Genomic DNA, 22850 nt, shown 5'->3' on the forward strand with positions numbered 1-22850 from the left:
TTAGTTTTCAAAGATCGTTTGCTTTTAATCAGCTATCCTTGTAAGGTATCAAGCGGCTTTTTAAAGCCCTTGCTGAAACAAGGAAATGAAAGTATAGTCATAGAAAGCTTAAGGTTTGCTTAAATTAGGGAATGTTTGGGAAAATATTTTGATTTTTTAGAGTGCTTAAAAATTGCACGATCTTTTCTTTAGGGATAATCACTAAACTTTCGTGGTTTTCTAAAGTGCTGCTAGCCATTCCCATAAACTCCCCCACTTCGCTAAAATAAGGCCTCCCTCCCCACAACACGCTCCCCTTTTTAAAAGAACTATCAAGCGAAAGAAACTTTTTAGATTTTAAAAGTTCAGCCACAGAAATACCCGTTATCTGTATAGAAAAAGAATTCCCCTCATTTAACGCTGGGTAGTAGAGATCGGAATTGGGTGTTTTTTGATTGGTATAAGGATTTGAATGAAAAGTTTGAGCGTATTTTGTGTAAATCCTTGCATGATAATAGCTCTCTTCTCTTTTATGGCAATAATCGTCTCTAAAATCGGCGGTTTTTAAAAGCGAAAGCCCTTGATTCCTATCCATCGCTTCAAGGCGCAAGCTGGCTATACAAATCAGCTCTTTAGCGCTGCTGTCTTGCATTTTGGCTAAAATCGTTTTAGGGTATAAGCCGTTAGAATAAAGCGTTTCAGAAGAAGCGATATAACGCCCGTTTTCTAGCAAAGTCGCATAGCCTTCTTTATAAGTCCCATCGCTAAAATACACTTTCAATAACGCAACAGAATAAACCCATGCAGGGAGCGTTGGATCAAGGGGCGGATCGTCTCTGACGATTTGAATGTTATTAGCGTTTATCATGCATGAAAATAAAACGATACAACAACCAACCGCTAATCTTTTATGCCAAAACGCCATTATCAAACTTACCGCTTAAATTTCAAAGGTATCCTACAGTACTATCGGCTAAAATACCATTTGTTTTAATTTGTTGCTATAATAGAGCATTTGAATGACAAAAGCTTATCGCAAAGGTTTATGATGGATCCAATTAAAACTTATGAAATTAAAGAAGAAGAGCTTGCAAAAACCGCTTACGCCACAATCAAAACCAATAAAGGCAATATCGCTCTAGAGCTTTTTTACAAAGACGCGCCCCAAGCGGTCAGTAACTTTGTAACTTTGGCTAAAGAGGGTTTTTATAATGGGCTTAACTTCCATCGTGTGATCGCCGGCTTTGTGGCTCAAGGAGGCTGCCCTTATGGCACAGGCACAGGCGGGCCAGGACACCGCATTAAATGCGAAGTGGCCCATAACCCCAACAAGCACAAAAGAGGCTCTATTTCTATGGCGCATGCTGGGAGAGACACAGGGGGGAGTCAATTTTTCTTGTGTTTTGTGGATTTGCCCCATTTAGATGGCGAACACACCGTGTTTGGCAAGATCACTAGTGCAGAAGGTCTTAATGTCTTGGATAAAATCAAGCAAGGCGATATAATAGAAAGCGTTGTGTTTAGCCCTTCTCTATAAGGAACAAGAGATTAGACATGCTCATACTCAGCCGCAAAGTTAATGAAGGGATTGTCATTGATGATAACATCCACATTAAAGTCATTTCCATAGATAGAGGGAGTGTGCGTTTAGGGTTTGAAGCCCCTGAAAGCACCCTTATTTTGCGCGCTGAACTCAAAGAGGCCATTGTGAGCGAAAACCAAAAAGCTTCTGCGTGCGTAGATGAAAGCGTGTTAGAAAACATCAAAAAGGTCATTAAGCCTTGATGCATGTTTTTGAAGTTTATCCTAAAGTCAATATTTTTTTAAAGATCCTTCACAAAGAAGGGGCTTATCATAAGCTCATTTCTCGCATGTGTTTAGTCAAAGATAAGCTAAAGGATATTATTAGCGTCAAAAGTGCGCTTTCCTTTTCGCTAAAAGGGGATTTTGACTGCCCTTTAGAAGAAAACTCGCTCTTTAAAGCCCTCCAAATTTTAAAAAATTTTTTAAAATCAAAAAATTTCTCTCATTCTGTCATCAAATCCCTAGACACCCTAGCGATTGAAGTGGAAAAAAACATCCCCACTCAAGCCGGGTTAGGCGGTGGGAGTGCTGATGCTGGGGGGCTGTTGTATCATTTAAATCAAATATTTGACTGGCGTTTGAGTTTAGAAGAGCTCTATAGCATGGGATCTTTAGTGGGTGCAGACACCAATTTTTTCATCTCGCAATACAAAAGCGCTAACGCTACTTCTTATGGCGAAGTCATTGAAAATTTTGAAGAAGAGCCTTTAGAAAATCGCCTAGAAATCTATGCTCCAACTCATGTTTTTTGCAGCACTAAAGCCGTTTATCAAGCTTATAAACCTGAAACTTGTTTTTCTCAAGCTAAAGAATGGCTTAAAAAGCCGAGTTTGGAATGCCTAAAAACTTGCGACAGAAGCGAATTAAACGATCTTTTAAAGCCGGCTTTACTCACTAACCAAGCCTTAAGAGATATAGAAAGCGAATTAGGCAAGGAGTGGTTTTTTAGCGGGAGCGGGAGTGCGTTTTTTAGGCTAAAAAATACTCAAAAGGGAGCGAATGAAACTCATTGCCAGCAATAAAAAAGCCTATTTTGACTATGAAATTTTGGAAACTTTAGAAGCGGGATTAGCGCTTTTAGGTTCTGAAGTGAAGGCTTTGAGGCAAACTAGGGTGAATTTAAAAGATAATTTTGTTAAAATAATCAAAGGAGAAGCTTTTTTATTTGGTGTTCATATATCATATTTAGATACAATCCATGCGTATTACAAGCCCAATGAAAGGCGAGAGCGTAAGTTGCTTTTACACAAAAAGCAATTATTGAAATGGCAAATGGAAGCGTCTAAAGAACGCTTGAGTATCGTAGGATTGAAATTGTATTTTAACCAAAAAAATAGAGCTAAAATCCAAATTGCTTTAGTGAAAGGAAAAAGATTGCACGACAAAAGACAAAGTCTCAAAGAAAAAGCACTCAATAAAGAAATTCTTGCTGATTTAAAACACCACTTTAAAGGATAATAATGAAAGAAATGGTAGATTATGGGATCATAGGGTTTTTGATCTTCTTATCCGTCATCGTTATAGCGATCGCAATAGAAAGGTTGTGGTTTTTTGCCACTCTTCGTGTAGATGACTACACAGACAGGCGTAAATTAGAATTAGCCTTACACAAACGACTGACTTTAGTGGCCACGATTGGCTCAAACGCCCCTTATATCGGTCTTTTAGGAACGGTTATGGGGATCATGCTCACCTTTATGGATTTAGGCTCAGCTTCTGGCATTGACACTAAAGCAATCATGACTAATTTAGCCCTTGCTTTAAAAGCGACTGGCATGGGGTTATTGGTAGCGATCCCTGCGATTGTGATTTATAACTTGCTCGTGAGAAAAAGCGAGATTTTAGTCACTAAATGGGATATTTTCCACCACCCGGTTGACACGCAATCCCATGAGATTTATAACAAAGCTAAGGATTAAGCGGTGAAAAAAGTAGAATCCATGAATGTGGTGCCTTTCATTGACATCATGCTTGTGTTACTAGTGATCGTGCTTACAACAGCGTCTTTTGTGCAAACTTCAAAGCTCCCTATTAGCATTCCCCAAGTGGATAAAGACAGCACTGATTCTAAAGATGTGTTGGACAAAAAACAAGTTACAATCTCCATTTCTAATAAAGGCTCTTTCTATTTAGACGATAAAGAAATCAGCTTTGAAAATTTAAAGCACAAGGTTTCCACTTTGGCTAAAGACACCCCTATTGTCTTGCAAGGCGACAAGAAAAGCAATTTGGATAACTTTATCAAAGTCGTGGATTTATTGCAAACGAACAATCTGAAACAGCTTTACATTCTTGTTGAAGATAAAAAGAATCAAAAAAATTAGTTTTAGTCAATTTTTAGCATTCTTTAGCTAAAATCTGTGTTTATGTTTAATTTTTATCAAGGGAGTTTTAAATGAAACGCACTTACCAACCACACAACACACCAAGAAAGCGAACCCATGGCTTTCTTGTGAGAATGAAAACCAAAAACGGGCGCAAGGTGATTAATGCCAGACGAGCTAAGGGCAGAAAAAAGCTTTCCATCTAAACCCTATGACTCTTTAAAAAACAAGAGTGAGTTTGATAGGGTTTATCAAAAGGGGTTTAAAAAGCATAACCCTTTTTTTTCGCTCTTTGTTTTGGATTTGTCAAAAGAGCCACCAAAAGGAAAAGAGAGTTTTAAAGATCCGCTCTTTTGTAGGCTTAAAGACAAAAAAACGCTTTATTTATTAGGCTTGAGCGTGTCCAAAAAAGTCGGCAACGCCGTGAAACGAAACCTTATCAAACGCCGTTTGCGATCACTGGTTGCAAGGCATGCCGCTCTTTGTCAAGGGCTTGCTTTGGTGTTTGTGCCTAGAAGCGATTGTTGCCATTTGGATTTTTGGGCTTTAGAAAAACATTTTTTAGAAATGCTAACTTCCATTAAAAACTATATGAATAAAGCCTTAAAAGACTTGAAAAAAGGAATAACTCATACCTATGCGAAACAATAAAACGCCTTTTTTGAGCGCGATTTTTACGGCATCAATTAGGGGTTACCAACGCTTTTTTTCGGCTTTCACCTTTTCAAGCTGTCGGTTTTACCCCACTTGCTCCAACTACGCTCTGTGGTTGCTTTATTTTGAAAACCCTTTGAGCGCTATGGGTAAAATCGCTATAAGGATACTCTCATGCAACCCTTTTTGCTCTGGGGGCATTGCTTACCCTACTACTCGCTTGAAACGCCCAAGCCTGATCCAATCTCATAAAGATTTTAACCGCAATTTTAAAACCATTACTTTTTGGCTCGTTCCTACTACAAAAAGCTACGCAACTTACTACATCATTAAGGTTTAATCACAATGGATAGAAACAACAATAATAATCTCCGCTTGATTTTAGCGATCGCTCTGTCTTTCTTGTTTATCGCTCTTTATAGCTATTTTTTCCAAAAACCAAACAAAACAACAACCCAAACCACAAAGCAAGAAACAACCAACAACCATACAGCAACAAGTCCTAACGCGCCCAACGCCCAACATTTTAGCGTTGCTCAAACCATCCCACAAGAGAGTTTGTTAAGCACGATTTCTTTTGAGCATGCCAGGATTGAAATTGACTTTTTAGGGCGCATCAAACAGGTTTATCTCAAGGATAAAAAGTATCTAACCCCTAAACAAAAGGGCTTTTTAGAGCATGTGGGCCATCTTTTTAGCTCCAAAGAAAACGCGCAACCCCCCCTAAAAGAGCTCCCCCTTTTAGCAGCCGATAAACTCAAGCCTTTAGAAGTGCGTTTTTTAGACCCCACGCTCAATAACAAAGCGTTCAACACCCCTTATAGCGCTTCAAAAACCACTCTTGGGCCTAATGAACAGCTTGTTTTAACTCAAGATTTAGGCGCTCTTACCATCACTAAAACCCTGACTTTTTATGATGATTTGCATTATGATTTAAAAATCGCCTTCAAATCGCCCAACAACATTATCCCTAGCTACGTGATCACTAATGGTTACAGGCCGGTGGCTGATTTGGACAGCTACACCTTTTCAGGCGTGCTTTTAGAAAATAACGACAAAAAAATTGAAAAAATTGAAGATAAAGACGCTAAAGAAATCAAACGCTTTTCTAACACCCTCTTTTTATCCAGCGTGGATAGGTATTTCACCACCTTGCTTTTCACTAAAGATCCTCAAGGTTTTGAAGCCTTAATTGATTCAGAAATCGGCACTAAAAACCCCTTAGGCTTCATTTCCCTTAAAAATGAAGCAAATTTGCATGGCTATATTGGCCCTAAAGATTACCGCTCTTTGAAAGCGATTTCACCCATGCTTACGGATGTGATAGAGTATGGCTTAATCACTTTCTTTGCTAAAGGCGTGTTTGTTTTACTGGATTATTTGTATCAATTCGTGGGCAATTGGGGTTGGGCTATCATTTTTTTAACGATTATCGTGCGCCTAATCCTCTACCCCTTAAGCTATAAGGGCATGGTGAGCATGCAAAAGCTCAAAGAATTAGCCCCTAAAATGAAAGAGCTCCAAGAAAAATACAAGGGCGAACCCCAAAAGTTGCAAGCCCACATGATGCAGCTTTACAAAAAACATGGGGCTAACCCGCTAGGGGGTTGTCTGCCCTTAATCTTACAAATCCCGGTGTTTTTTGCGATTTATAGAGTGCTTTATAACGCTGTGGAATTGAAAAGCTCAGAGTGGATCTTATGGATTCATGATTTATCCATCATGGATCCGTATTTTATTTTACCGCTTCTTATGGGAGCGTCTATGTATTGGCACCAAAGCGTTACACCAAACACCATGACCGATCCCATGCAAGCGAAGATTTTTAAACTCTTACCCCTATTATTCACAATCTTTTTAATCACTTTCCCTGCAGGGTTAGTCTTGTATTGGACCACGAACAACATCCTTTCGGTGTTGCAACAACTCATCATCAATAAAGTCTTAGAGAACAAAAAACGCATGCATGCGCAAAACAAAAAGGAACATTGATGCAAAATCCTATTGAAATCAAAGCCAAAACCTTAGAAGAAGCCCTTATCCAGGCTTCTATCGCCTTGAATTGCCCCATTATTAATTTGCAATACGAAGTCATTCAAACGCCCTCTAAAGGTTTTTTAAACATCGGTAAAAAAGAAGCCATCATTTTAGTGGGCGTTAAAGAAACTAAAGAAAATAGCCTTAAAGAAACCAGCGCTAAAGAAAATCATCAAAACCATCAAAACAATATAGAAGAAAAAAAACAAAACTTAGAAACAGAAACACCGCAAGAAGAAATCATTACCCCTAAACCCCCTAAAAAAAACCTTAAAGAAGAATCTCACAATGAAGACAAACTCCATGAGATTAAGCAAGAATTGAAAGACTTATTCTCTCATTTGCCTTATAAAATCAATAAAGTGGAGGTGAGTCTTTATGAGCCGGGGGTTTTATTGATTGATATTGATGGCGAAGATTCCGCTCTTTTAATTGGTGAGAAAGGCTATCGTTACAAAGCCCTTTCTTACTTGCTTTTTAACTGGATCCATCCTACTTATGGCTATAGTATCCGCTTAGAAATTTCCACCTTTTTACAAAACCAAGAAAAGGTTATGGAAGCGCAGCTCCAAAGCACGATCATGACCGTGCATGAAGTGGGTAAAGGGCAGATGAAAGCCCCTGATGGCGTTTTAACCTATATCGCTTTAAAGAAATTACGAAAAGCGTTCCCTAACAAATATGTCTCTATCAAAACCAATTTAAACGATGAAAAATACATCGTCATCAACGACTTTAACAATGAATGACACCATCGCCGCTATCGCTACCCCTTCAGGCAAGGGAGCGATTAGCATCATTAAAATCAGCGGCTATAATGCTTTAAACATCCTCAAACAACTCACCCAAAAACAAGACTTCACCCCCAGATACGCTTATGTGTGCGATATTTTTTCTGATGGTGTTTTATTAGACAAAGCGTTAGTCATTTATTTCAAAGCCCCTTATAGTTTCACTGGTGAAGATGTGTGCGAAATCCAATGCCATGGAAGCCCCCTTTTAGCACAACATATCTTACAAGCTTGTTTGAATTTAGGGGCTAGGCTTGCTAAAGCGGGGGAATTTAGTAAAAAAGCCTTTTTAAACCATAAAATGGATTTGAGCGAGATTGAAGCGAGCGTTCAACTCATCCTTTGCGAAGATGAAAGCGTTTTAAACGCTCTAGCCAGGCAGCTTAAGGGCGAGTTAAAAATTTTTATTGAAGAGGCTAGAGATAATCTTTTAAAGCTTTTGGCTAGCTCAGAAGTTTTAATTGATTATAGCGAAGAAGACATCCCTAGCGATTTTTTAGATGGAGTGTCTCAAAATTTAGAAAAACAAATCGCCTCTTTTAAAGACTTATTGGATTTTTCTAACACGCAAAAACAAAGGAATAAAGGGCATGCCTTAAGCATTGTTGGCAAACCCAATGCTGGCAAAAGCTCTCTATTAAACGCCATGCTTTTAGAAGAAAGGGCTTTAGTGAGCGATATTAAAGGCACAACAAGGGACACCATAGAAGAAGTCATTGAACTAAAAGGGCATAAGGTGCGCTTGATTGATACGGCTGGTATTAGAGAGAGCACGGATAAAATAGAGCGTTTAGGGATTGAAAAAAGCCTTAAAAGTTTAGAAAATTGCGACATTATTTTAGGCGTGTTTGATCTTTCTAAACCCCTAGAAAAAGAAGATTTTAATCTCATTGACACCCTTAATCGCGCTAAAAAGCCTTGCATTGTTGTCTTGAATAAAAACGATCTAACCCCTAAACTAGAGCTTGAAATTTTAAAATCTTATCTTAAAATCCCTTATTCTATCCTAGAAACTAACACCCTAAATTCCAAGGCTTGTTTGAAAGATTTGAGCCAAAAAATCAGTGAGTTTTTCCCCAAACTAGACACTCAAAACAAGCTCTTACTCACTTCCCTAGCCCAAACAACCGCCCTAGAAAACACCATTATTGAATTGCAAAACGCTAAAAGCCATTTAGACACTTTGGAGCTTTTTTCTTATCATATTTTAAGCGCGATAGAAAACTTGAACTTGCTCACCCGCCCTTATGAAACCAGCCAAATGCTTGATAGCATGTTCAGTGAATTTTGCTTAGGCAAATGAAATCGCTTAAAGCATGGATTAAAAACCCCCTTTTAGTGCTACTTTTTAAGACTTTTTACCCATTAGTGCCGTTTAATACCCATATTTACAAAAAACCATACTGCCATTTTTCAAAAAGGGGTAAAATGAGCTAGTTTAAAATATATACATACTATCAACTGCTTTTGAGTAAAAATGTTAAAAAAGACCATTAAGGAGATTTCATGCTAAAACTCGCTAGCAAAACGATTTGTTTGTCCCTAATCGGATCGTTCACCGCTTTAGAAGCCTACCCAAAACACCAAAAAGACGGCTTTTTTGTAGAAGCTGGGTTTGAAACTGGGCTATTACAAGGCACACAAACCCAAGAACAAACCATAGCCACCACTCAAGAAAAACCTAAACCCAAACCCAAACCAAAGCCCAAACCCATTACCCCTCAAAGCACCTATGGGAAATACTACATCTCCCAAAGCACCATTTTAAAGAATGCGACTGAGTTATTTGCAGAGGACAATATCACCAACTTAACCTTTTATTCTTTAACCCCTGTGTATGTAACCGCTTATAACCAAGAAAGTGCTGAAGAAGATGGCTATGGCGATAGCAGCTTGATTATGATACAAAACTTCTTGCCTTACAATTTAAACAACATTGAGCTGAGTTATACAGACAATCAAGGCAATGTAGTCAGTTTGGGCGTGATAGAGACTATCCCTAAACAATCTCAAATCATTCTGCCCGCAAGCTTGTTTAACGATCCGCAACTTAACGCTGATGGCTTCCAACAACTCCAAACTGCCACCACAAAATTTTCTGATTCCAGCACGCAGAATCTGTTTGACAAGCTCAGTAGGGTTACGACCAATCTTCAAATGACTTATATCAATTACAACCAATTTTCTAGCGGTAACGGCAGTGGCTCTAAACCCCCATGCCCTCCATACGAAAATCAAGAAAATTGTACGGCTAAAGTGCCGCCTTTCACCTCTCAAGACGCCAAGAATTTGACCAATTTAATGCTGAACATGATGGCGGTGTTTGATTCTAAATCTTGGGAAGATGCCGTTAAAAACGCCCCCTTTCAGTTTAGCGACAACAACCTGTCAAAGCCATGTTATTCTAATTATTCTACATGCGTGAATCCTTACAACGATGGGCTTGTTGATCCTAAATTGATCGCTAAAAACGCTGGAGATGAATACAATATAGAAAACGGGCAAACAGGCTCAGTGATATTAACGCCGCAAGATGTTATCTATAGCTATAGAGTTACGAATAATCTTTATGTGAATCTCTTGCCCCCAAGAGGAGGGGATTTAGGGCTAGGGTCTCAATATGGCGGCCCCAATGGCCCAGGCGATGATGGCACCAATTTTGGCGCTTTAGGGATATTGTCTCCTTTCTTAGACCCTGAAATACTATTTGGCAAAGAATTGAATAAAGTCGCCATCATGCAATTAAGAGACATTATCCATGAATACGGGCACACTTTGGGCTATACGCATAACGGGAACATGACTTATCAAAGGGTGCGCATGTGTGAAGAAAACAATGGACCAGAAGAGCGCTGTAAGGGCGGGAAGATAGAGCAATTGAATGGACAAGAAGTGCAAGTGTTTGACAACGGGCACGAAGTGCGAGATACCGATGGCTCTTTCTATGATGTGTGTTCTCGTTTTAAAGACACGCCCTATACAGCGGGCAATTATCCTAACTCCATTTATACTGATTGCTCTCAAGTCCCCGCCGGGCTTATAGGCGTTACCAGTGCGGTTTGGCAACAACTCATTGATCAAAACGCCCTACCGGTGGATTACACTAATTTGAGCAGCCAAACCAACTATTTAAACGCTAGTTTGAACACGCAAGATTTTGCGACCACTATGCTTAGTGCGATCAGTCAAAGCCTTTCATCTTCTAAATCTAGCGCCACTACCTATCGCACTTCAAAAACCTCACGGCCCTTTGGGAGCCCCCTATTAGGCGTTAATCTTAAAATGGGCTATCAAAAATATTTTAACGATTATCTAGGGTTGTCTTCTTATGGTATTATCAAATACAACTACGCTCAAGCCAATAACGAAAAAATCCAACAATTAAGCTATGGCGTGGGAATGGATGTGTTGTTTGATTTTATCACCAATTACACTAACGAAAAGAACCCTAAAAACAATCTAACCAAAAAAGTGTTCACTTCCTCTCTTGGGGTGTTTGGAGGGTTAAGGGGCTTATACAACAGCTATTATTTGTTGAACCAATACAAAGGGAGCGGTAATTTAAATGTAACCGGTGGGTTGAATTACCGCTACAAGCATTCTAAATATTCTGTAGGCATTAGCGTTCCTTTAGTCCAGTTGAAATCTAGGGTCGTTTCTAGCGATGGCGCAACCACCAATTCTATCACCCTGAATGAAGGGGGCAGCCATTTTAAAGTGTTTTTTAATTACGGGTGGATTTTTTAGGGGTTAAAAATTGGCTTTAACTCTCTATTGGCTCCTAAGAATTAAGAGCGAATTGCCAAATTTCACTAGCATTCTTAGGTTTAAAGTTTTCAGTCGTATTAGGATTATCAATATCTAATAAATCTTGTTTTAGTTCATTATTAGGAGTATATTTATTAGCTAAATTCTCCTCTTTCTTAGCTTGAGAATATTGCTTTTAATCTTTCTCATTTGTGTTTTAATTTCTAAAACTTTACTTTGATACTTAGCTAATTGTTTTTCTAATTTGCCAATCTCCTTATAAAATTTAACCCCTACTTCTACATCTTTTAACATCTTATCTCCTTAACTCAATCAATCATAATCACCCCATTATATCTAAATTAACCAAATCCATGCTAAAATAAAAATAATGGGGAAATCATATATTTTATAATACAAAATTACAAAATAGCTTACAATGGGGAAATCCCCCTTGACCCCCTAAAAATCAAATGAGAGAACAAGTGAATATAAACAAACAAATTATTAAAAGTCTCAGGCTATCTAAAGAACAATGGCAAACTATCCAAACTCAAATGTAAGAAAAAAATTTAAACTTCTCTCAATTGGTTTTAAACTCTCTTTTACACCAAAACTCACAAACTCCAACAAAATCTAAAAAACAAAAAGCGATTGCTAATAAAGAACTAGTTATTGAATTAGCTAAGTGGGGAAACAATTTAAACCAAATCGCTAAATGTCTCAACACTAATAAAGGAGCGTTGTAATCATTTGAAAGCGCGCTAGCGATCAGATGACCCATGCTAGCTTTTTCTGCAATGTAAAGATTAGGCATTGTCGTTTGCTTCCAAAATGATCACAAAAGTGTCTAATGGAATGTGTTTTTTTGCCAAGCTATCTCTTAGAGCCATATGAGAAACTGCTCACGCCTGAAGCTAGGAAACTTTTGGAACAACAGGCTCTAGATTGTTTGACAAACACCAAAACTGAAGCCGACAGAAAAGAATGTGTCAAAAACCTCCCCAAAAACTTGAGAAAAGAGATTTTAGATAAAAACAGCTTAGAAGCCTATAAAACGCCCCAAAAGTCAAGGACAAACCCGCTTATAAAGGAAACCCCTAAGCTTTTAAACTCAGGGGAACGCTCTTAGAAAAATCAGCGTTTCACAGAAACGATCACTTTAAGCCCTAAAAAAGCAAACTCAAAGTATAATGTTTTCCAAGAGCGTTTGCCATTTTTGTGTTTCATGGCATGCTCCTTTTGACATAGGATTTGCCCCATAATGCAACTATGGGGCGTGATAAGATTCTACAACAAACCCCTTTAAAATCTCATCTAATCAAACACAAGGCGTTTTTAAAACATCAAAGAATGAGCGTTATTAAGCGGTATTGTTTAAAACTAATGCTTCAAACAATCTTCAAACAAATACTGATGCTCGCTAGGTAAAGCGTCAAATAAGGCTTTGGCTAAATCTTGCATTTCTTTTAAGGCTTTATTACTGCTTCTTAAAGTCAATAAATTTTGCAAACTCCTAGCGTTAATGCTATACGCTAAATGCGTTTTATAGCTCTCCGGCATGGCGTATTTGGCTAAATCGTTTTTAATGTTATGCTCGCTCAATAAAACCCTGAGATTTTCCAAAGCTAAAACGCTCATTGCATTCACTTTTTCATTATCCACAAAAACTAAAAACTCTTTGGCTCTTTCTAAATTCGTTTCATTAAGGGGTAAAAAGCTCTCCACTTCTTTCAATTCCCTCAAAGTGTAACGGCTTGACTTCACGCTCAAGCTCGCTATTCGATGCCGGCTCAATTCTTGCAACGCCCCCCTGCTCAAACCCTTGATTTCAAAATTGTAATAAAGATGCTCTAAAGTGGAAGAATGCCTAAAAATATTCCCCACCCTATGGATCAATTCCTTATCTTTACAGCCTCCATCATCGCTGTATTCAAAACTCTGCCAGCAAGTGCGGATCGCTTGGCTCGCAATGTCTAAAGGGGTGTAGTGCTTACAAATCACTTCCATTATCCTACTCCTAATATCGCTTTTTATTCCACGGTAACGCTTTTAGCCAAGTTTCTTGGGTGATCCACATCGTGGTTCAAACGCATAGCGATTTCTAAGGCTAAAAGCTGCATCGCTAAATTCATGCGGAAAAATTCTTCCATGTAGCTTTCGCTCTCTTCTAATTGGATAAAATCATCAGCAATTTCTAAAATTTCAGAGCTTAACACGCAAATCGTAGAATCCCTAGCGCTCAATTCTTCAATATTGCTTTTGGTTTTATCAAATAATAAGTGCTTAGACAATAAAGCAATGGTAAAAAGATTGGAATCCACCAACGCAATAGGCCCATGCTTCATTTCCGCGCTCGCATACCCCTCAGCATGCAAGTAGCTGATTTCTTTAAGTTTCAACGCCCCTTCTAAAGCGAGCGGGTAAAACACATCACGCCCGATATAAAAAAAGCCATGCCCATGCAAGTAGCGTTTGGATAAACGCTTGATCTTTTCATGCAATTTAGGCTCTACTTTCATCGCCTTCACGCTATTGAGCATGTTCTTAGCCTGGATTCTTTCTTCTTCTTTAGAAATTGTCCCTAGCTGTTTGCCTAGATACACGCTCAAAAGCCATAAAAGCATCACTTGCGAAGAAAACGCCTTAGTGGATGCCACGCTCCTTTCCACCCCCGCTCTAATCAAAAGCACATGATCACTAATGCGGCTCATCATGCTAAAGGGAGCGTTACACAAACTAATGGTTTTAAGCCCTTGGGCTTTGGCTAATTTTAGTGCCTCCAAAGTGTCAGCGGTTTCCCCGCTTTGAGAAATCGCTATAAAAAGCTCGTTAGGGTTGCTTTTAAAATTAGCGTAGCGGTATTCGCTCGCTAAAATGGCCCTCGCTCTTATTTTGGTCAATCTTTCAAACAAATACACGCTCGCCAAACTCGCATGGTAACTGCTCCCGCAAGAACACAGCGTGATTTCGCTCACATTTTCTAAAAATTCAGGATCGATCTCGCAATACACATTCAAGGCTTCCAAGCGCCCCTCTAAACACTCTAGCAAACTGCTGTGCTGCTCATAAATCTCTTTTTCTAAATAATTCCTAAAATTGCCTTTAGAATAATCCTTGTTTTCAAAAGCGTAATCTTTCATGTTTTCAATGTGTTTTAAATCTTTAAAATTTTCTAAAGAAATCTGCCCCACGCTGTTTTCTTCTAAAATGACAAATTGATCCACCTTAGGGGCTAACACGCTCAAACTGGACGCAAAAAACACCCCCTCTTTGCCCTTACCCACAACTAAAGGCGAAGAAGACTTAGCGTAAAACAAGCTCTCTTTAGCCCTTTTATGGAGCATTAAAATCGCATAACTCCCTTTTAAAAGGCTGATGCTTTTTTCAAAGGCTTTCAATAAATCGCCCTCGCTTTTAAGCGTTTCTTCTAATAAATGCGCAATAACTTCCGTGTCCGTTTGGCTTAAAAACGCATGCCCTTTGTTTTCTAATTCTTTTTTCAAGCTCGCGTAATTTTCAATGATGCCATTATGCACTAAGGCTAAATTTTCTGTAAAATGCGGGTGGGCGTTCGCGCTACTTGGCTTGCCATGCGTTGCCCATCTGGTGTGAGCGATACTCACGCCAAAATCCAAAAACTCTTTATTTGTAAGCTCTGATTTAAGGTTTTCTAATTTCCCTTGAGTTTTAAACACTTCCAAACGATTGCCGCTCAATACGGCTAAACCCGCGCTGTCATAACCTCTGTATTCCAATTCCTTTAAGCCCTCTAAAAGAATGGATTTTTTCTCGCTATCCCCTATATAACCTACAATCCCACACATTTAAAACACCAATAACCCTTTTTTGATTTTATTTAAAGCGTTGATAAGCTCCTTCAATCGCTCCACTTCTTCGCTTAATTGCGTAAAAAACGCTTCATTCACGCTCTTTGGCATGTCCATGCTCCCTCTTTTAATTTCAATAAAATCCCCCAAACTCAAATTCGCTAATTTTAAAAGCATTTCAATTTCATTTTGCGAATCTTCAATCTCCGCTAAAATCTTGCGTATTTTTTCAAACATGTGATCGCCTTTAATTTAGAATGCTCCATGATAGCTAAACTATTAAATTATTAAACTATCAATGATGTTTTCTAAAATCTGTTTGACTTTGGCGTGGTTTTCTTTAAATTCCTTATGCGCGTTAAGCCCTACATGATTACTCACGCAAAAAATCCCTTTAGCCTTCAAAGAAAACGCCTTAGCCACGCTTAAAACGCTAAAAAACTCCATGTTTTCTAACAAAACGCCCTTTTGAGCCATTTTTTTAGCAAACATTTCACTCGTGTGGATATAGTTACTGCTATTGACGCACACCCTTTCAAAAAGAGCTTCCTCTTCAGTTTCTATTTGAATGAAATTATCCAAAGGCGTGTAGCTGTTTAAATGGCTAAAACTCTCTTCAATTTGATAGCCGCAAACGCTTTCAAACACGCTTAAAAGCTCCATTTCTGGGCTATAACTCCCCGCGCTCCCTATAAAAATAAGGCTTTCTGTATCAGGGTTTTTTAGGCATATTCTCGTTAAATTAATCGCGCTTCCTATCAAGCCCACACCAATAGGCACCGCCCCTTTTAAAGTCTCATTCCTTCCAGCACAAAGCAGCATGAAAATCCTTTTTTCGCATCCATTAGCTTATTATAAAGCAAGCATTATAGACAAACCCTTAAAAGAAACACCTTAATTTTAAGGCTTCATTCACATTTCATTCACATGTTATTCCTTTTTCATTCACCACTTATTCACGCTATAATAACGCCATGGATACCAACAACAATATTGAGAAAGAAATCTTGGCGCTAGTCAAACAAAATCCTAAAGTTAGTCTCATAGAATATGAAAATTACTTTAGCCAACTCAAATACAACCCTAACGCGAGCAAGAGCGATATTGCCTTTTTTTATGCCCCCAACCAAGTCTTATGCACCACGATTACGGCTAAATACGGCGCGTTGCTTAAAGAAATTTTAAGCCAGAATAAAGTCGGCATGCATTTAGCCCATAGCGTGGACGTGCGTATTGAAGTAGCGCCTAAAATCCAAATTAACGCCCAAGCTAATATCAATTACAAAGCCATAAAAACGAGCGTCAAAGACTCTTACACTTTTGAAAATTTCGTCGTAGGCTCATGCAACAACACCGTTTATGAAATCGCTAAAAAAGTCGCCCAAAGCGATACCCCCCCTTATAACCCGGTGCTTTTTTATGGCGGCACAGGGTTAGGCAAAACGCACATTTTAAACGCTATCGGCAACCATGCCCTAGAAAAGCATAAAAAAGTCGTGTTAGTCACTTCAGAAGATTTTTTGACAGACTTTTTAAAGCATTTAGACAACAAAACCATGGATTCTTTTAAAGCAAAATACCGCCATTGCGACTTTTTCTTGTTAGATGACGCTCAATTTTTGCAAGGAAAACCCAAACTAGAAGAAGAATTTTTCCACACTTTTAACGAATTGCACGCCAACAGCAAACAAATCGTATTGATTTCAGACCGATCGCCTAAAAACATCGCTGGCTTAGAAGATCGCTTAAAATCGCGCTTTGAATGGGGGATAACCGCTAAAGTCATGCCCCCTGATCTAGAAACCAAACTTTCCATTGTCAAACAAAAATGCCAACTCAATCAAATCACTTTACCTGAAGAGGTGATGGAATACATCGCCCAACACATCAGCGATAACATCCGCCAAATGGAAGGCGCGATCATTAAAATCAGCGTGAACGCGAACTTAATGAACGCTCCCATTGATTTGAACCTCGCTAAAACCGTTTTAGAAGATTTGCAAAAAGATCATGCTGAAGGCTCAAGCTTGGAAAATATCTTACTCGCTGTCGCGCAAAGCTTGAATCTCAAATCCAGCGAAATCAAAGTTTCTTCGCGCCAAAAAAATGTCGCTTTGGCGAGAAAATTAGTCGTGTATTTCGCCAGGCTTTATACCCCTAACCCCACGCTCTCGCTCGCTCAATTTTTGGATTTAAAGGATCATTCAAGCATTTCTAAAATGTATTCTGGCGTTAAAAAAATGCTTGAAGAAGAAAAAAGCCCTTTTATCTCAAGCCTTAGAGAAGAAATCAAAAACCGCTTGAACGAATTGAACGACAAAAAAACCGCTTTCAAATTGAGTGAATAAAAAAAGGCTTATCAAAAAGCGTTTCATTCACTTTTTTTCAAATCCCACAACCCCCCTAAAAACGCGCATCCCTGAAACTTTTTAATTTTTCATTCCATCCATTCACGCCCCTACTACTGTTACTAATTATTATTAATTAAAGTGTTACCTATCTATAACCTATTTATGACTTTTAATAAACCTTTTTTTAAGCTATAATCCAAAAATCTAAAATAAAAAGGAATAAGCATGAAAAAATCCCTTTGTCTATCTTTCTTTCTGACTTTCTCTAACCCTCTTCAAGCCCTTGTGATCGAGCTTTTAGAAGAGATCAAAACTTCGCCGCATAAAGGCACTTTTAAAGCTAAAGTCCTTGATTCTAAAGAACCCAAACAGGTTTTAGGCATTTATAATATCTCCCCACACAAAAAACTCACGCTCACTATCACCCACATATCCACTGCAATCGTCTATCAACCCCTTGATGAAAAACTTTCTTTAGAAACGACCTTAAACCCTAACCGCCCTACTATCCCTAGAAACACCCAAATTGTTTTTTCTTCAAAAGAATTGAAAGAAGTGCACGCGCACCAAATGCCTTCTTTAAACGCACCCATGCAAAAACCACAAAATAAACCCAGTTCATCGCAACAACCTCCTCAAAACTTTTCTTACCCAGAGCCCAAACTAGGATCTAAAAACTCTAAAAACAGCCTTTTACAGCCTTTAATAACTCCTAGCAAAACAAACCCCACTAACGAAACTCAAACGCCAACAAACGACACCAAACCCCCTTTAAAGCATTCTTCAGAAGATCAAGAAAACAACCTATTCATAACGCCACCCACTGAAAAAACGCTCCCTAGTAACAACACCCCTAACGCTGATGCGAGTGAAAACAATGAAAATAACGAAAATAGGGACAATGTGGAAAAACAAGCGATTAGAGATCCTAATATTAAAGAATTTGCATGCGGGAAGTGGGTTTATGATGATGAAAATTTACAAGCCTATCGCCCAAGCATTTTAAAACGCGTTGATGAAGACAAACAGACTGCGACAGATATTACCCCTTGCGATTACAGCACCGCTGAAAATAAAAGCGGTAAAATCATTACCCCTTATACTAAAATCTCTGTTCATAAAACAGAGCCTTTAGAAGAGCCGCAAACTTTTGAAGCTAAAAATAATTTCGCCATTCTCCAAGCCAGAAGCTCTACAGAAAAGTGTAAAAGGGCTAGAGCAAGAAAAGACGGCACAACTAGGCAATGCTATCTGATAGAAGAGCCTTTAAAACAAGCATGGGAGAGCGAGTATGAAATCACCACACAATTAGTGAAAGCCATTTATGAACGCCCCAAACAAGACGATCAAGTAAAGCCGACTTTTTATGAAACCAGCGAATTGGCTTATTCTTCCACACGAAAAAGCGAAATAACGCGCAATGAATTGAATTTGAATGAAAAATTCATGGAATTTGTGGAAGTGTATGAGGGGCATTATTTAAACGATATAGTCAAAGAGAGCAGTGAATATAAAGAATGGGTTAAAAACCATGTGCGCTTTAAAGAAGGGGTGTGCATGGCCTTAGAAATAGAAGAGCAACCACGAGCCAAAAGCACGCCTTTGAGTATTGAAAACTCTCGCGTTGTGTGTGTCAAAAGGGGGAATTATTTATTCAATGAAGTTTAAAATGGTGGCTTGAGGCGGAATCGAACCACCGACACGAAGATTTTCAGTCTTCTGCTCTACCGACTGAGCTATCAAGCCAAGCAAAAAACAATTATTACATAAAAAAGGTAAAACAAAGCTTAATTTTTAAAAAAATGACTAAAAAGATATAATTCACTCAAAATCAAACAAGGATTAAAATGAAATTGATTTCATGGAATGTGAACGGGTTAAGGGCCTGCATGACTAAGGGCTTTATGGATTTTTTTAATAGCGTTGATGCGGATGTTTTTTGCATTCAAGAATCTAAAATGCAGCAAGAACAAAACACTTTTGAATTTAAAGGGTATTTTGATTTTTGGAATTGCGCGATTAAAAAGGGCTATTCTGGGGTGGTAACTTTCACTAAAAAAGAGCCTTTAAGCGTGAGCTATGGCATTAATATGGAAGAGCATGACAAAGAAGGACGCGTAATAACTTGCGAATTTGAGTCGTTTTACTTGGTGAATGTTTATACCCCTAATTCCCAACAAGCCCTATCCAGGCTTAGTTACCGCATGAGTTGGGAAATGGAATTTAAGAAATTTTTAAAAGCTTTAGAGTTGAAAAAACCGGTCATTGTGTGCGGGGATTTGAATGTGGCCCACAATGAAATTGATTTAGAAAACCCCAAAACCAACCGAAAAAATGCGGGCTTTAGCGATGAAGAGAGAGGAAAATTCAACGAGCTTTTGAACGCCGGTTTTATTGACACTTTCCGTTATTTTTACCCCAACAAAGAAAAGGCTTACACCTGGTGGAGTTACATGCAACAAGCAAGGGATAAAGACATTGGTTGGCGCATTGATTATTTTCTATGCTCTAATCCTTTAAAAACGCGCTTAAAAGACGCTTTAATCTATAAAGATATTTTAGGGAGCGATCATTGCCCAGTAGGGTTGGAATTAGTTTAAAGGTAGAAAGTGTGCGAAATAAAAATAGCAAATGTTCTTACAAAGGGGGAGTCGTATTCAAAGGCAAAGGGCCATTTAACCCCTACTTCAATACTAGCGTCATGGTGGAATAGCACGGTTTGGAATTTAAACCCCACTAAACCCAACATCCTAAAATTGGAAGTTTTGAGCGAAAACCCTTGAATGCTGCGCCAATCGTCAATGATGAAATTCGCGCTGTGCTTGGAAATTGTCCATGTGTTTTCGGCAACTTGCATGCCGTAAAAAAGGGAAAGAACATACAAGGGGTTTTTATTGTATTCCACAATCAAATCCCCCCCAAAGCCATAAGTGAACATGTTCGCTTGAGCGCCCGTTCTTTTATTGAGTATGACATTCCCGTAATCCATAAAAAAGTAATAGCGAGAATAAAACCAATAATTAGTGGGGTTAATCTCCCAGCCTAAAGAAAAGCTCGCCCCCTCAATCGTGCGTTTAAGATCGTTGTATTTTTTCATGATCATTTTCCCTACCTGATATTGAGAAGCCACATAAAAACGGCTTTTGGCTTGCGCAAGGGTGGGGCTTAAAAAATAAACGCTTAAAAATAAAGGGATTACTTTTTTAAACAAATCCTTTGAAAAAAATTTCACACTTTAATACTTCCTGTTGAGTGGGGAACTGAGATTGTCTTGGTGGTTAGTGGCTCGTTGTAAAACGTTATTCGTTCTTTTTTGCGAAGGATCAGCGTTTTCTTCATTATTGATTTCATCAATTTTGTTTTCGTTATTGATCAGATCATTCACTTCTTTGGTGACTTTTTCATCTTCTTCTTCATGCTCAATCTTTTTTATATCCTTATTAGGTTGATTGATTTGATTGTTTTGAGTGGTTTTAGTGTTGTTTTGGTGCGATTGGGACGATTTTTTAGGCTCGTCTTTGCATGCGCTCAACAGGCTTAAAACAAAAGAGATAGCGATAAAATGAGTGATTTTAGATTTCATCAATTAAATTTCCTTAAATCAATGTATAATTTGACTATCTTATCATAAAAATGATTAAGGATTGGCTAGGGTAAGAACAAATTGCAAGAAACAAATGACTTATTAAAAACATTGAACGTGAAATCGCTTTTAGAAGCCTTGCTTGTTTATACGCCCAAAGGCTATAAAGATTTAAATTTATTAGAGCGTTTTGAAACGGGCTTGAGTGGCGTTTTAGAAGTGGGTATTTTAGAGAAAAGAAACTACGCCAAAGTTTTAAAGATTTTCGCCTATTCCAAACGATTTTACAAAAATTTAGAGCTTGTTTTTTTCAATTACAGCACGTTCCATTATAGCCAGTTCAAAACCGGCGAGAGTTTGTTCATTTATGGTAAATTAGAGCAAAGCTCTTTTAATCAAGCTTATATCATTAACACGCCTAAAATCCTTACCGAATTTGGCAAGATTTCTTTAATTTTTAAAAAAGTTAAAAATCATAAAAAAATACAAGAAAATTTACAAAAACTTATTTCATTAGAAAATTTAAAAAAGGAAGGCGTTAAAGAAAATATCGCGCGTTTATTGTTAGAAATCTTTTTCCCCACGCCGCATTTTGTCAAGGATTTTGAAACGAATAAAAATTTTCCTTCACAACATTTAAATGCATTAAAATACATTGAAATGCTTTTTTATATGAAAAATTTAGAGCACAAAAAATTGCAATTTGGCGCTAAAATCGCATGCCCTAATAATAGCGAACGCTTGAAAGCGTTTATTACTTCTTTACCTTTTAAACTCACCAACGACCAACAAAACGCCATTAAAGAAATCCAAAGCGATCTCACCAGTCCTATAGCGTGCAAGCGTTTGATTGTGGGCGATGTGGGGTGCGGGAAAACGATGGTGATTTTAGCGAGCATGGTATTAGCCTACCCTAATAAAACCCTTTTAATGGCGCCCACTTCCATTCTCGCTAAACAGCTTTATAACGAAGCCTTAAAATTTTTACCCCCTTATTTTGAAGTGGAATTGCTGCTTGGCGGGAGCCACAAGAAGCGATCCAATCATTTGTTTGAAACAATCACGCATGTGGTTATCGGCACGCAAGCGTTGTTGTTTGATAAGCGCGATTTGAATGAATTCGCACTAGTGATCACTGATGAGCAGCATAGATTTGGCACCAAGCAGCGCTACCAATTAGAAAAAATGGCAAGCAGTAAGGGTAATAAACCCCATTCTTTGCAATTTTCCGCTACCCCCATTCCTCGCACGCTCGCCCTAGCCAAAAGCGCGTTTGTGAAAACGACCATGATCAGAGAAATCCCTTACCCTAAAGAGATTGAAACTTTAGTCTTGCATAAAAGAGATTTTAAAATAGTGATGGAGAAAATCAGCGAAGAAATCGCTAAAAACCATCAAGTCATTGTCGTTTATCCGCTGGTGAATGAAAGCGAAAAAATCCCGTATTTATCGCTCAGTGAGGGGGCGAGTTTTTGGCAAAAACGCTTTAAAAAGGTTTATACCACTTCAGGGCAAGATAAAAATAAAGAAGAAGTGATTGAAGAATTTAGAGAGTCCGGGAGCATTCTTTTAGCGACTACGCTCATTGAGGTGGGCATTTCTTTACCACGATTGAGCGTTATGGTGATTTTAGCGCCCGAAAGGTTAGGCTTAGCGACTTTACACCAGTTAAGGGGGCGCGTGTCTCGTAACGGCTTGAAAGGCTATTGTTTTTTATGCACGATCCAAGAAGAAAATGAACGATTAGAAAAATTTGCTGATGAATTAGACGGCTTTAAAATCGCTGAATTGGATTTAGAATACAGAAAAAGCGGGGATTTACTCCAAGGGGGGGAGCAGAGCGGGAATAGTTTTGAATACATTGACTTAGCCAAAGATGAAAACATTATCGCTGAAGTGAAACAGGATTTTTTAAAAAACCGCTAGCGTTTCACATGAAACATTTGAAAATTAAGGCGGAATTGGGTAAT

General features: G+C 38.4%; 24 protein-coding genes, 1 tRNA gene and 3 pseudogenes. 19 read left to right on the top strand and 9 right to left on the bottom strand.

Going from position 1 to position 22850, the window contains the following annotated elements:
* Nucleotides 1–124 precede the first annotated feature (124 nt).
* Nucleotides 125–904, bottom strand: coding sequence for a hypothetical protein (locus tag CXY28_RS00005; RefSeq protein WP_100979081.1), 780 nt, complete (start codon nucleotides 902–904; stop codon nucleotides 125–127).
* A gap of 123 nt (nucleotides 905–1027) precedes the next feature.
* Between CXY28_RS00005 and CXY28_RS00010 the strand changes: the two genes are divergently transcribed.
* The 13 genes from CXY28_RS00010 to CXY28_RS00070 all read left to right on the top strand — a co-directional run bounded on the left by CXY28_RS00010 (nucleotide 1028) and on the right by CXY28_RS00070 (nucleotide 11116).
* Nucleotides 1028–1516, top strand: coding sequence for a peptidylprolyl isomerase (locus tag CXY28_RS00010; RefSeq protein WP_015643663.1), 489 nt, complete (start codon nucleotides 1028–1030; stop codon nucleotides 1514–1516).
* Nucleotides 1517–1533: 17 nt separating this feature from the next.
* The gene (locus CXY28_RS00015; RefSeq protein ID WP_000906442.1) at nucleotides 1534–1764 is read left to right on the top strand and encodes a carbon storage regulator; all 231 of its coding nucleotides are present in this window, start codon (nucleotides 1534–1536) and stop codon (nucleotides 1762–1764) included.
* The gene (locus CXY28_RS00020) at nucleotides 1764–2585 is read left to right on the top strand and encodes a 4-(cytidine 5'-diphospho)-2-C-methyl-D-erythritol kinase (protein ID WP_015643662.1); all 822 of its coding nucleotides are present in this window, start codon (nucleotides 1764–1766) and stop codon (nucleotides 2583–2585) included. The genes CXY28_RS00015 and CXY28_RS00020 overlap by 1 nt, the downstream gene beginning before the upstream one ends.
* Nucleotides 2563–3021 carry an SsrA-binding protein gene (smpB, locus tag CXY28_RS00025; protein ID WP_000766484.1) on the top strand — a complete coding sequence of 153 codons (459 nt, stop codon included), beginning with the start codon at nucleotides 2563–2565 and terminating at the stop codon, nucleotides 3019–3021. The genes CXY28_RS00020 and smpB overlap by 23 nt, the downstream gene beginning before the upstream one ends.
* 2 nt (nucleotides 3022–3023) lie before the next feature.
* Nucleotides 3024–3482: a TonB-system energizer ExbB gene (gene exbB / locus CXY28_RS00030; RefSeq protein WP_000661838.1), complete on the top strand. Its 459-nt coding sequence runs from the start codon at nucleotides 3024–3026 to the stop codon at nucleotides 3480–3482.
* 3 nt (nucleotides 3483–3485) lie between these two features.
* The gene (locus CXY28_RS00035) at nucleotides 3486–3887 is read left to right on the top strand and encodes an ExbD/TolR family protein (RefSeq protein ID WP_000755086.1); all 402 of its coding nucleotides are present in this window, start codon (nucleotides 3486–3488) and stop codon (nucleotides 3885–3887) included.
* 71 nt (nucleotides 3888–3958) lie between these two features.
* Nucleotides 3959–4093, top strand: coding sequence for a 50S ribosomal protein L34 (gene rpmH, locus CXY28_RS00040; RefSeq protein WP_033590721.1), 135 nt, complete (start codon nucleotides 3959–3961; stop codon nucleotides 4091–4093).
* The gene (gene rnpA, locus CXY28_RS00045) at nucleotides 4053–4538 is read left to right on the top strand and encodes a ribonuclease P protein component (RefSeq protein WP_050826147.1); all 486 of its coding nucleotides are present in this window, start codon (nucleotides 4053–4055) and stop codon (nucleotides 4536–4538) included. Before rpmH ends, rnpA begins: the two co-directional genes overlap by 41 nt.
* Nucleotides 4525–4881 (top strand): membrane protein insertion efficiency factor YidD, encoded by a 357-nt coding sequence (gene yidD / locus CXY28_RS00050; protein ID WP_050826148.1) that lies wholly within the window; start codon nucleotides 4525–4527, stop codon nucleotides 4879–4881. The genes rnpA and yidD overlap by 14 nt, the downstream gene beginning before the upstream one ends.
* 5 nt (nucleotides 4882–4886) lie before the next feature.
* Nucleotides 4887–6533: a membrane protein insertase YidC gene (yidC, locus tag CXY28_RS00055; protein WP_100979082.1), complete on the top strand. Its 1647-nt coding sequence runs from the start codon at nucleotides 4887–4889 to the stop codon at nucleotides 6531–6533.
* Nucleotides 6533–7327, top strand: a complete 795-nt coding sequence (locus CXY28_RS00060) for a Jag N-terminal domain-containing protein (protein ID WP_100979083.1) — start codon at nucleotides 6533–6535, stop codon at nucleotides 7325–7327. The genes yidC and CXY28_RS00060 overlap by 1 nt, the downstream gene beginning before the upstream one ends.
* Entirely contained in the window at nucleotides 7320–8672 is a 1353-nt protein-coding gene (mnmE, locus tag CXY28_RS00065; RefSeq protein ID WP_198542572.1) for a tRNA uridine-5-carboxymethylaminomethyl(34) synthesis GTPase MnmE, read from the top strand. The genes CXY28_RS00060 and mnmE overlap by 8 nt, the downstream gene beginning before the upstream one ends.
* A gap of 203 nt (nucleotides 8673–8875) precedes the next feature.
* Nucleotides 8876–11116, top strand: coding sequence for an outer membrane beta-barrel protein (locus tag CXY28_RS00070; RefSeq protein WP_100979085.1), 2241 nt, complete (start codon nucleotides 8876–8878; stop codon nucleotides 11114–11116).
* A gap of 34 nt (nucleotides 11117–11150) precedes the next feature.
* Here the strand turns inward: CXY28_RS00070 and CXY28_RS00075 are convergent.
* Nucleotides 11151–11431 (bottom strand): annotated as a pseudogene (locus tag CXY28_RS00075) (hypothetical protein).
* A 158-nt stretch (nucleotides 11432–11589) separates the two neighbouring features.
* On the opposite strand from CXY28_RS00075, the pseudogene CXY28_RS00080 reads away from it, so the two are divergent.
* Nucleotides 11590–11865, top strand: a pseudogene (locus tag CXY28_RS00080) (plasmid mobilization protein).
* 104 nt (nucleotides 11866–11969) lie between these two features.
* Complete coding sequence (locus tag CXY28_RS08870) at nucleotides 11970–12248, top strand: CagY family CD-EC repeat-containing protein (RefSeq protein WP_100979086.1); 279 nt, start codon at nucleotides 11970–11972, stop codon at nucleotides 12246–12248.
* A gap of 251 nt (nucleotides 12249–12499) precedes the next feature.
* Here the strand turns inward: CXY28_RS08870 and thyX are convergent, their stop codons facing one another.
* From thyX to CXY28_RS00105, 4 genes are read right to left on the bottom strand one after another with little or no spacing between them, the layout of a single operon-like run.
* Complete coding sequence (thyX, locus tag CXY28_RS00090; protein WP_000451924.1) at nucleotides 12500–13126, bottom strand: FAD-dependent thymidylate synthase; 627 nt, start codon at nucleotides 13124–13126, stop codon at nucleotides 12500–12502.
* A 23-nt stretch (nucleotides 13127–13149) separates the two neighbouring features.
* Nucleotides 13150–14943: a glutamine--fructose-6-phosphate transaminase (isomerizing) gene (glmS, locus tag CXY28_RS00095; protein WP_100979087.1), complete on the bottom strand. Its 1794-nt coding sequence runs from the start codon at nucleotides 14941–14943 to the stop codon at nucleotides 13150–13152.
* Nucleotides 14944–15183, bottom strand: coding sequence for a DUF2443 family protein (locus CXY28_RS00100; RefSeq protein WP_000461849.1), 240 nt, complete (start codon nucleotides 15181–15183; stop codon nucleotides 14944–14946).
* Nucleotides 15184–15225: 42 nt separating this feature from the next.
* Complete coding sequence (locus tag CXY28_RS00105) at nucleotides 15226–15768, bottom strand: nucleoside phosphorylase-I family protein (RefSeq protein ID WP_100979088.1); 543 nt, start codon at nucleotides 15766–15768, stop codon at nucleotides 15226–15228.
* Between the two features lie 152 nt (nucleotides 15769–15920).
* On the opposite strand from CXY28_RS00105, the gene dnaA reads away from it, so the two are divergent.
* Nucleotides 15921–17294 carry a chromosomal replication initiator protein DnaA gene (gene dnaA / locus CXY28_RS00110; protein ID WP_100979089.1) on the top strand — a complete coding sequence of 458 codons (1374 nt, stop codon included), beginning with the start codon at nucleotides 15921–15923 and terminating at the stop codon, nucleotides 17292–17294.
* A 228-nt stretch (nucleotides 17295–17522) separates the two neighbouring features.
* Complete coding sequence (locus tag CXY28_RS00115; protein ID WP_100979090.1) at nucleotides 17523–18965, top strand: competence protein; 1443 nt, start codon at nucleotides 17523–17525, stop codon at nucleotides 18963–18965.
* A 2-nt stretch (nucleotides 18966–18967) separates the two neighbouring features.
* Here the strand turns inward: CXY28_RS00115 and CXY28_RS00120 are convergent.
* A tRNA-Phe gene (locus CXY28_RS00120) sits at nucleotides 18968–19043 on the bottom strand.
* Between the two features lie 101 nt (nucleotides 19044–19144).
* Between CXY28_RS00120 and CXY28_RS00125 the strand changes: the two genes are divergently transcribed.
* Nucleotides 19145–19897 carry an exodeoxyribonuclease III gene (locus tag CXY28_RS00125; protein WP_100979091.1) on the top strand — a complete coding sequence of 251 codons (753 nt, stop codon included), beginning with the start codon at nucleotides 19145–19147 and terminating at the stop codon, nucleotides 19895–19897.
* Here the strand turns inward: CXY28_RS00125 and CXY28_RS00130 are convergent.
* Nucleotides 19894–20529 (bottom strand): outer membrane protein, encoded by a 636-nt coding sequence (locus CXY28_RS00130; RefSeq protein WP_100949987.1) that lies wholly within the window; start codon nucleotides 20527–20529, stop codon nucleotides 19894–19896. The genes CXY28_RS00125 and CXY28_RS00130 overlap by 4 nt on opposite strands.
* A gap of 3 nt (nucleotides 20530–20532) precedes the next feature.
* Nucleotides 20533–20880, bottom strand: coding sequence for a hypothetical protein (locus tag CXY28_RS00135; RefSeq protein ID WP_000837049.1), 348 nt, complete (start codon nucleotides 20878–20880; stop codon nucleotides 20533–20535).
* Nucleotides 20881–20961: 81 nt separating this feature from the next.
* Between CXY28_RS00135 and recG the strand changes: the two are divergent.
* A pseudogene (gene recG, locus CXY28_RS00140) lies at nucleotides 20962–22834 on the top strand (ATP-dependent DNA helicase RecG).
* Nucleotides 22835–22850 lie beyond the last annotated feature (16 nt).

The organism is Helicobacter pylori, from assembly GCF_002832345.1.
Classification (GTDB): domain Bacteria; phylum Campylobacterota; class Campylobacteria; order Campylobacterales; family Helicobacteraceae; genus Helicobacter; species Helicobacter pylori_CP.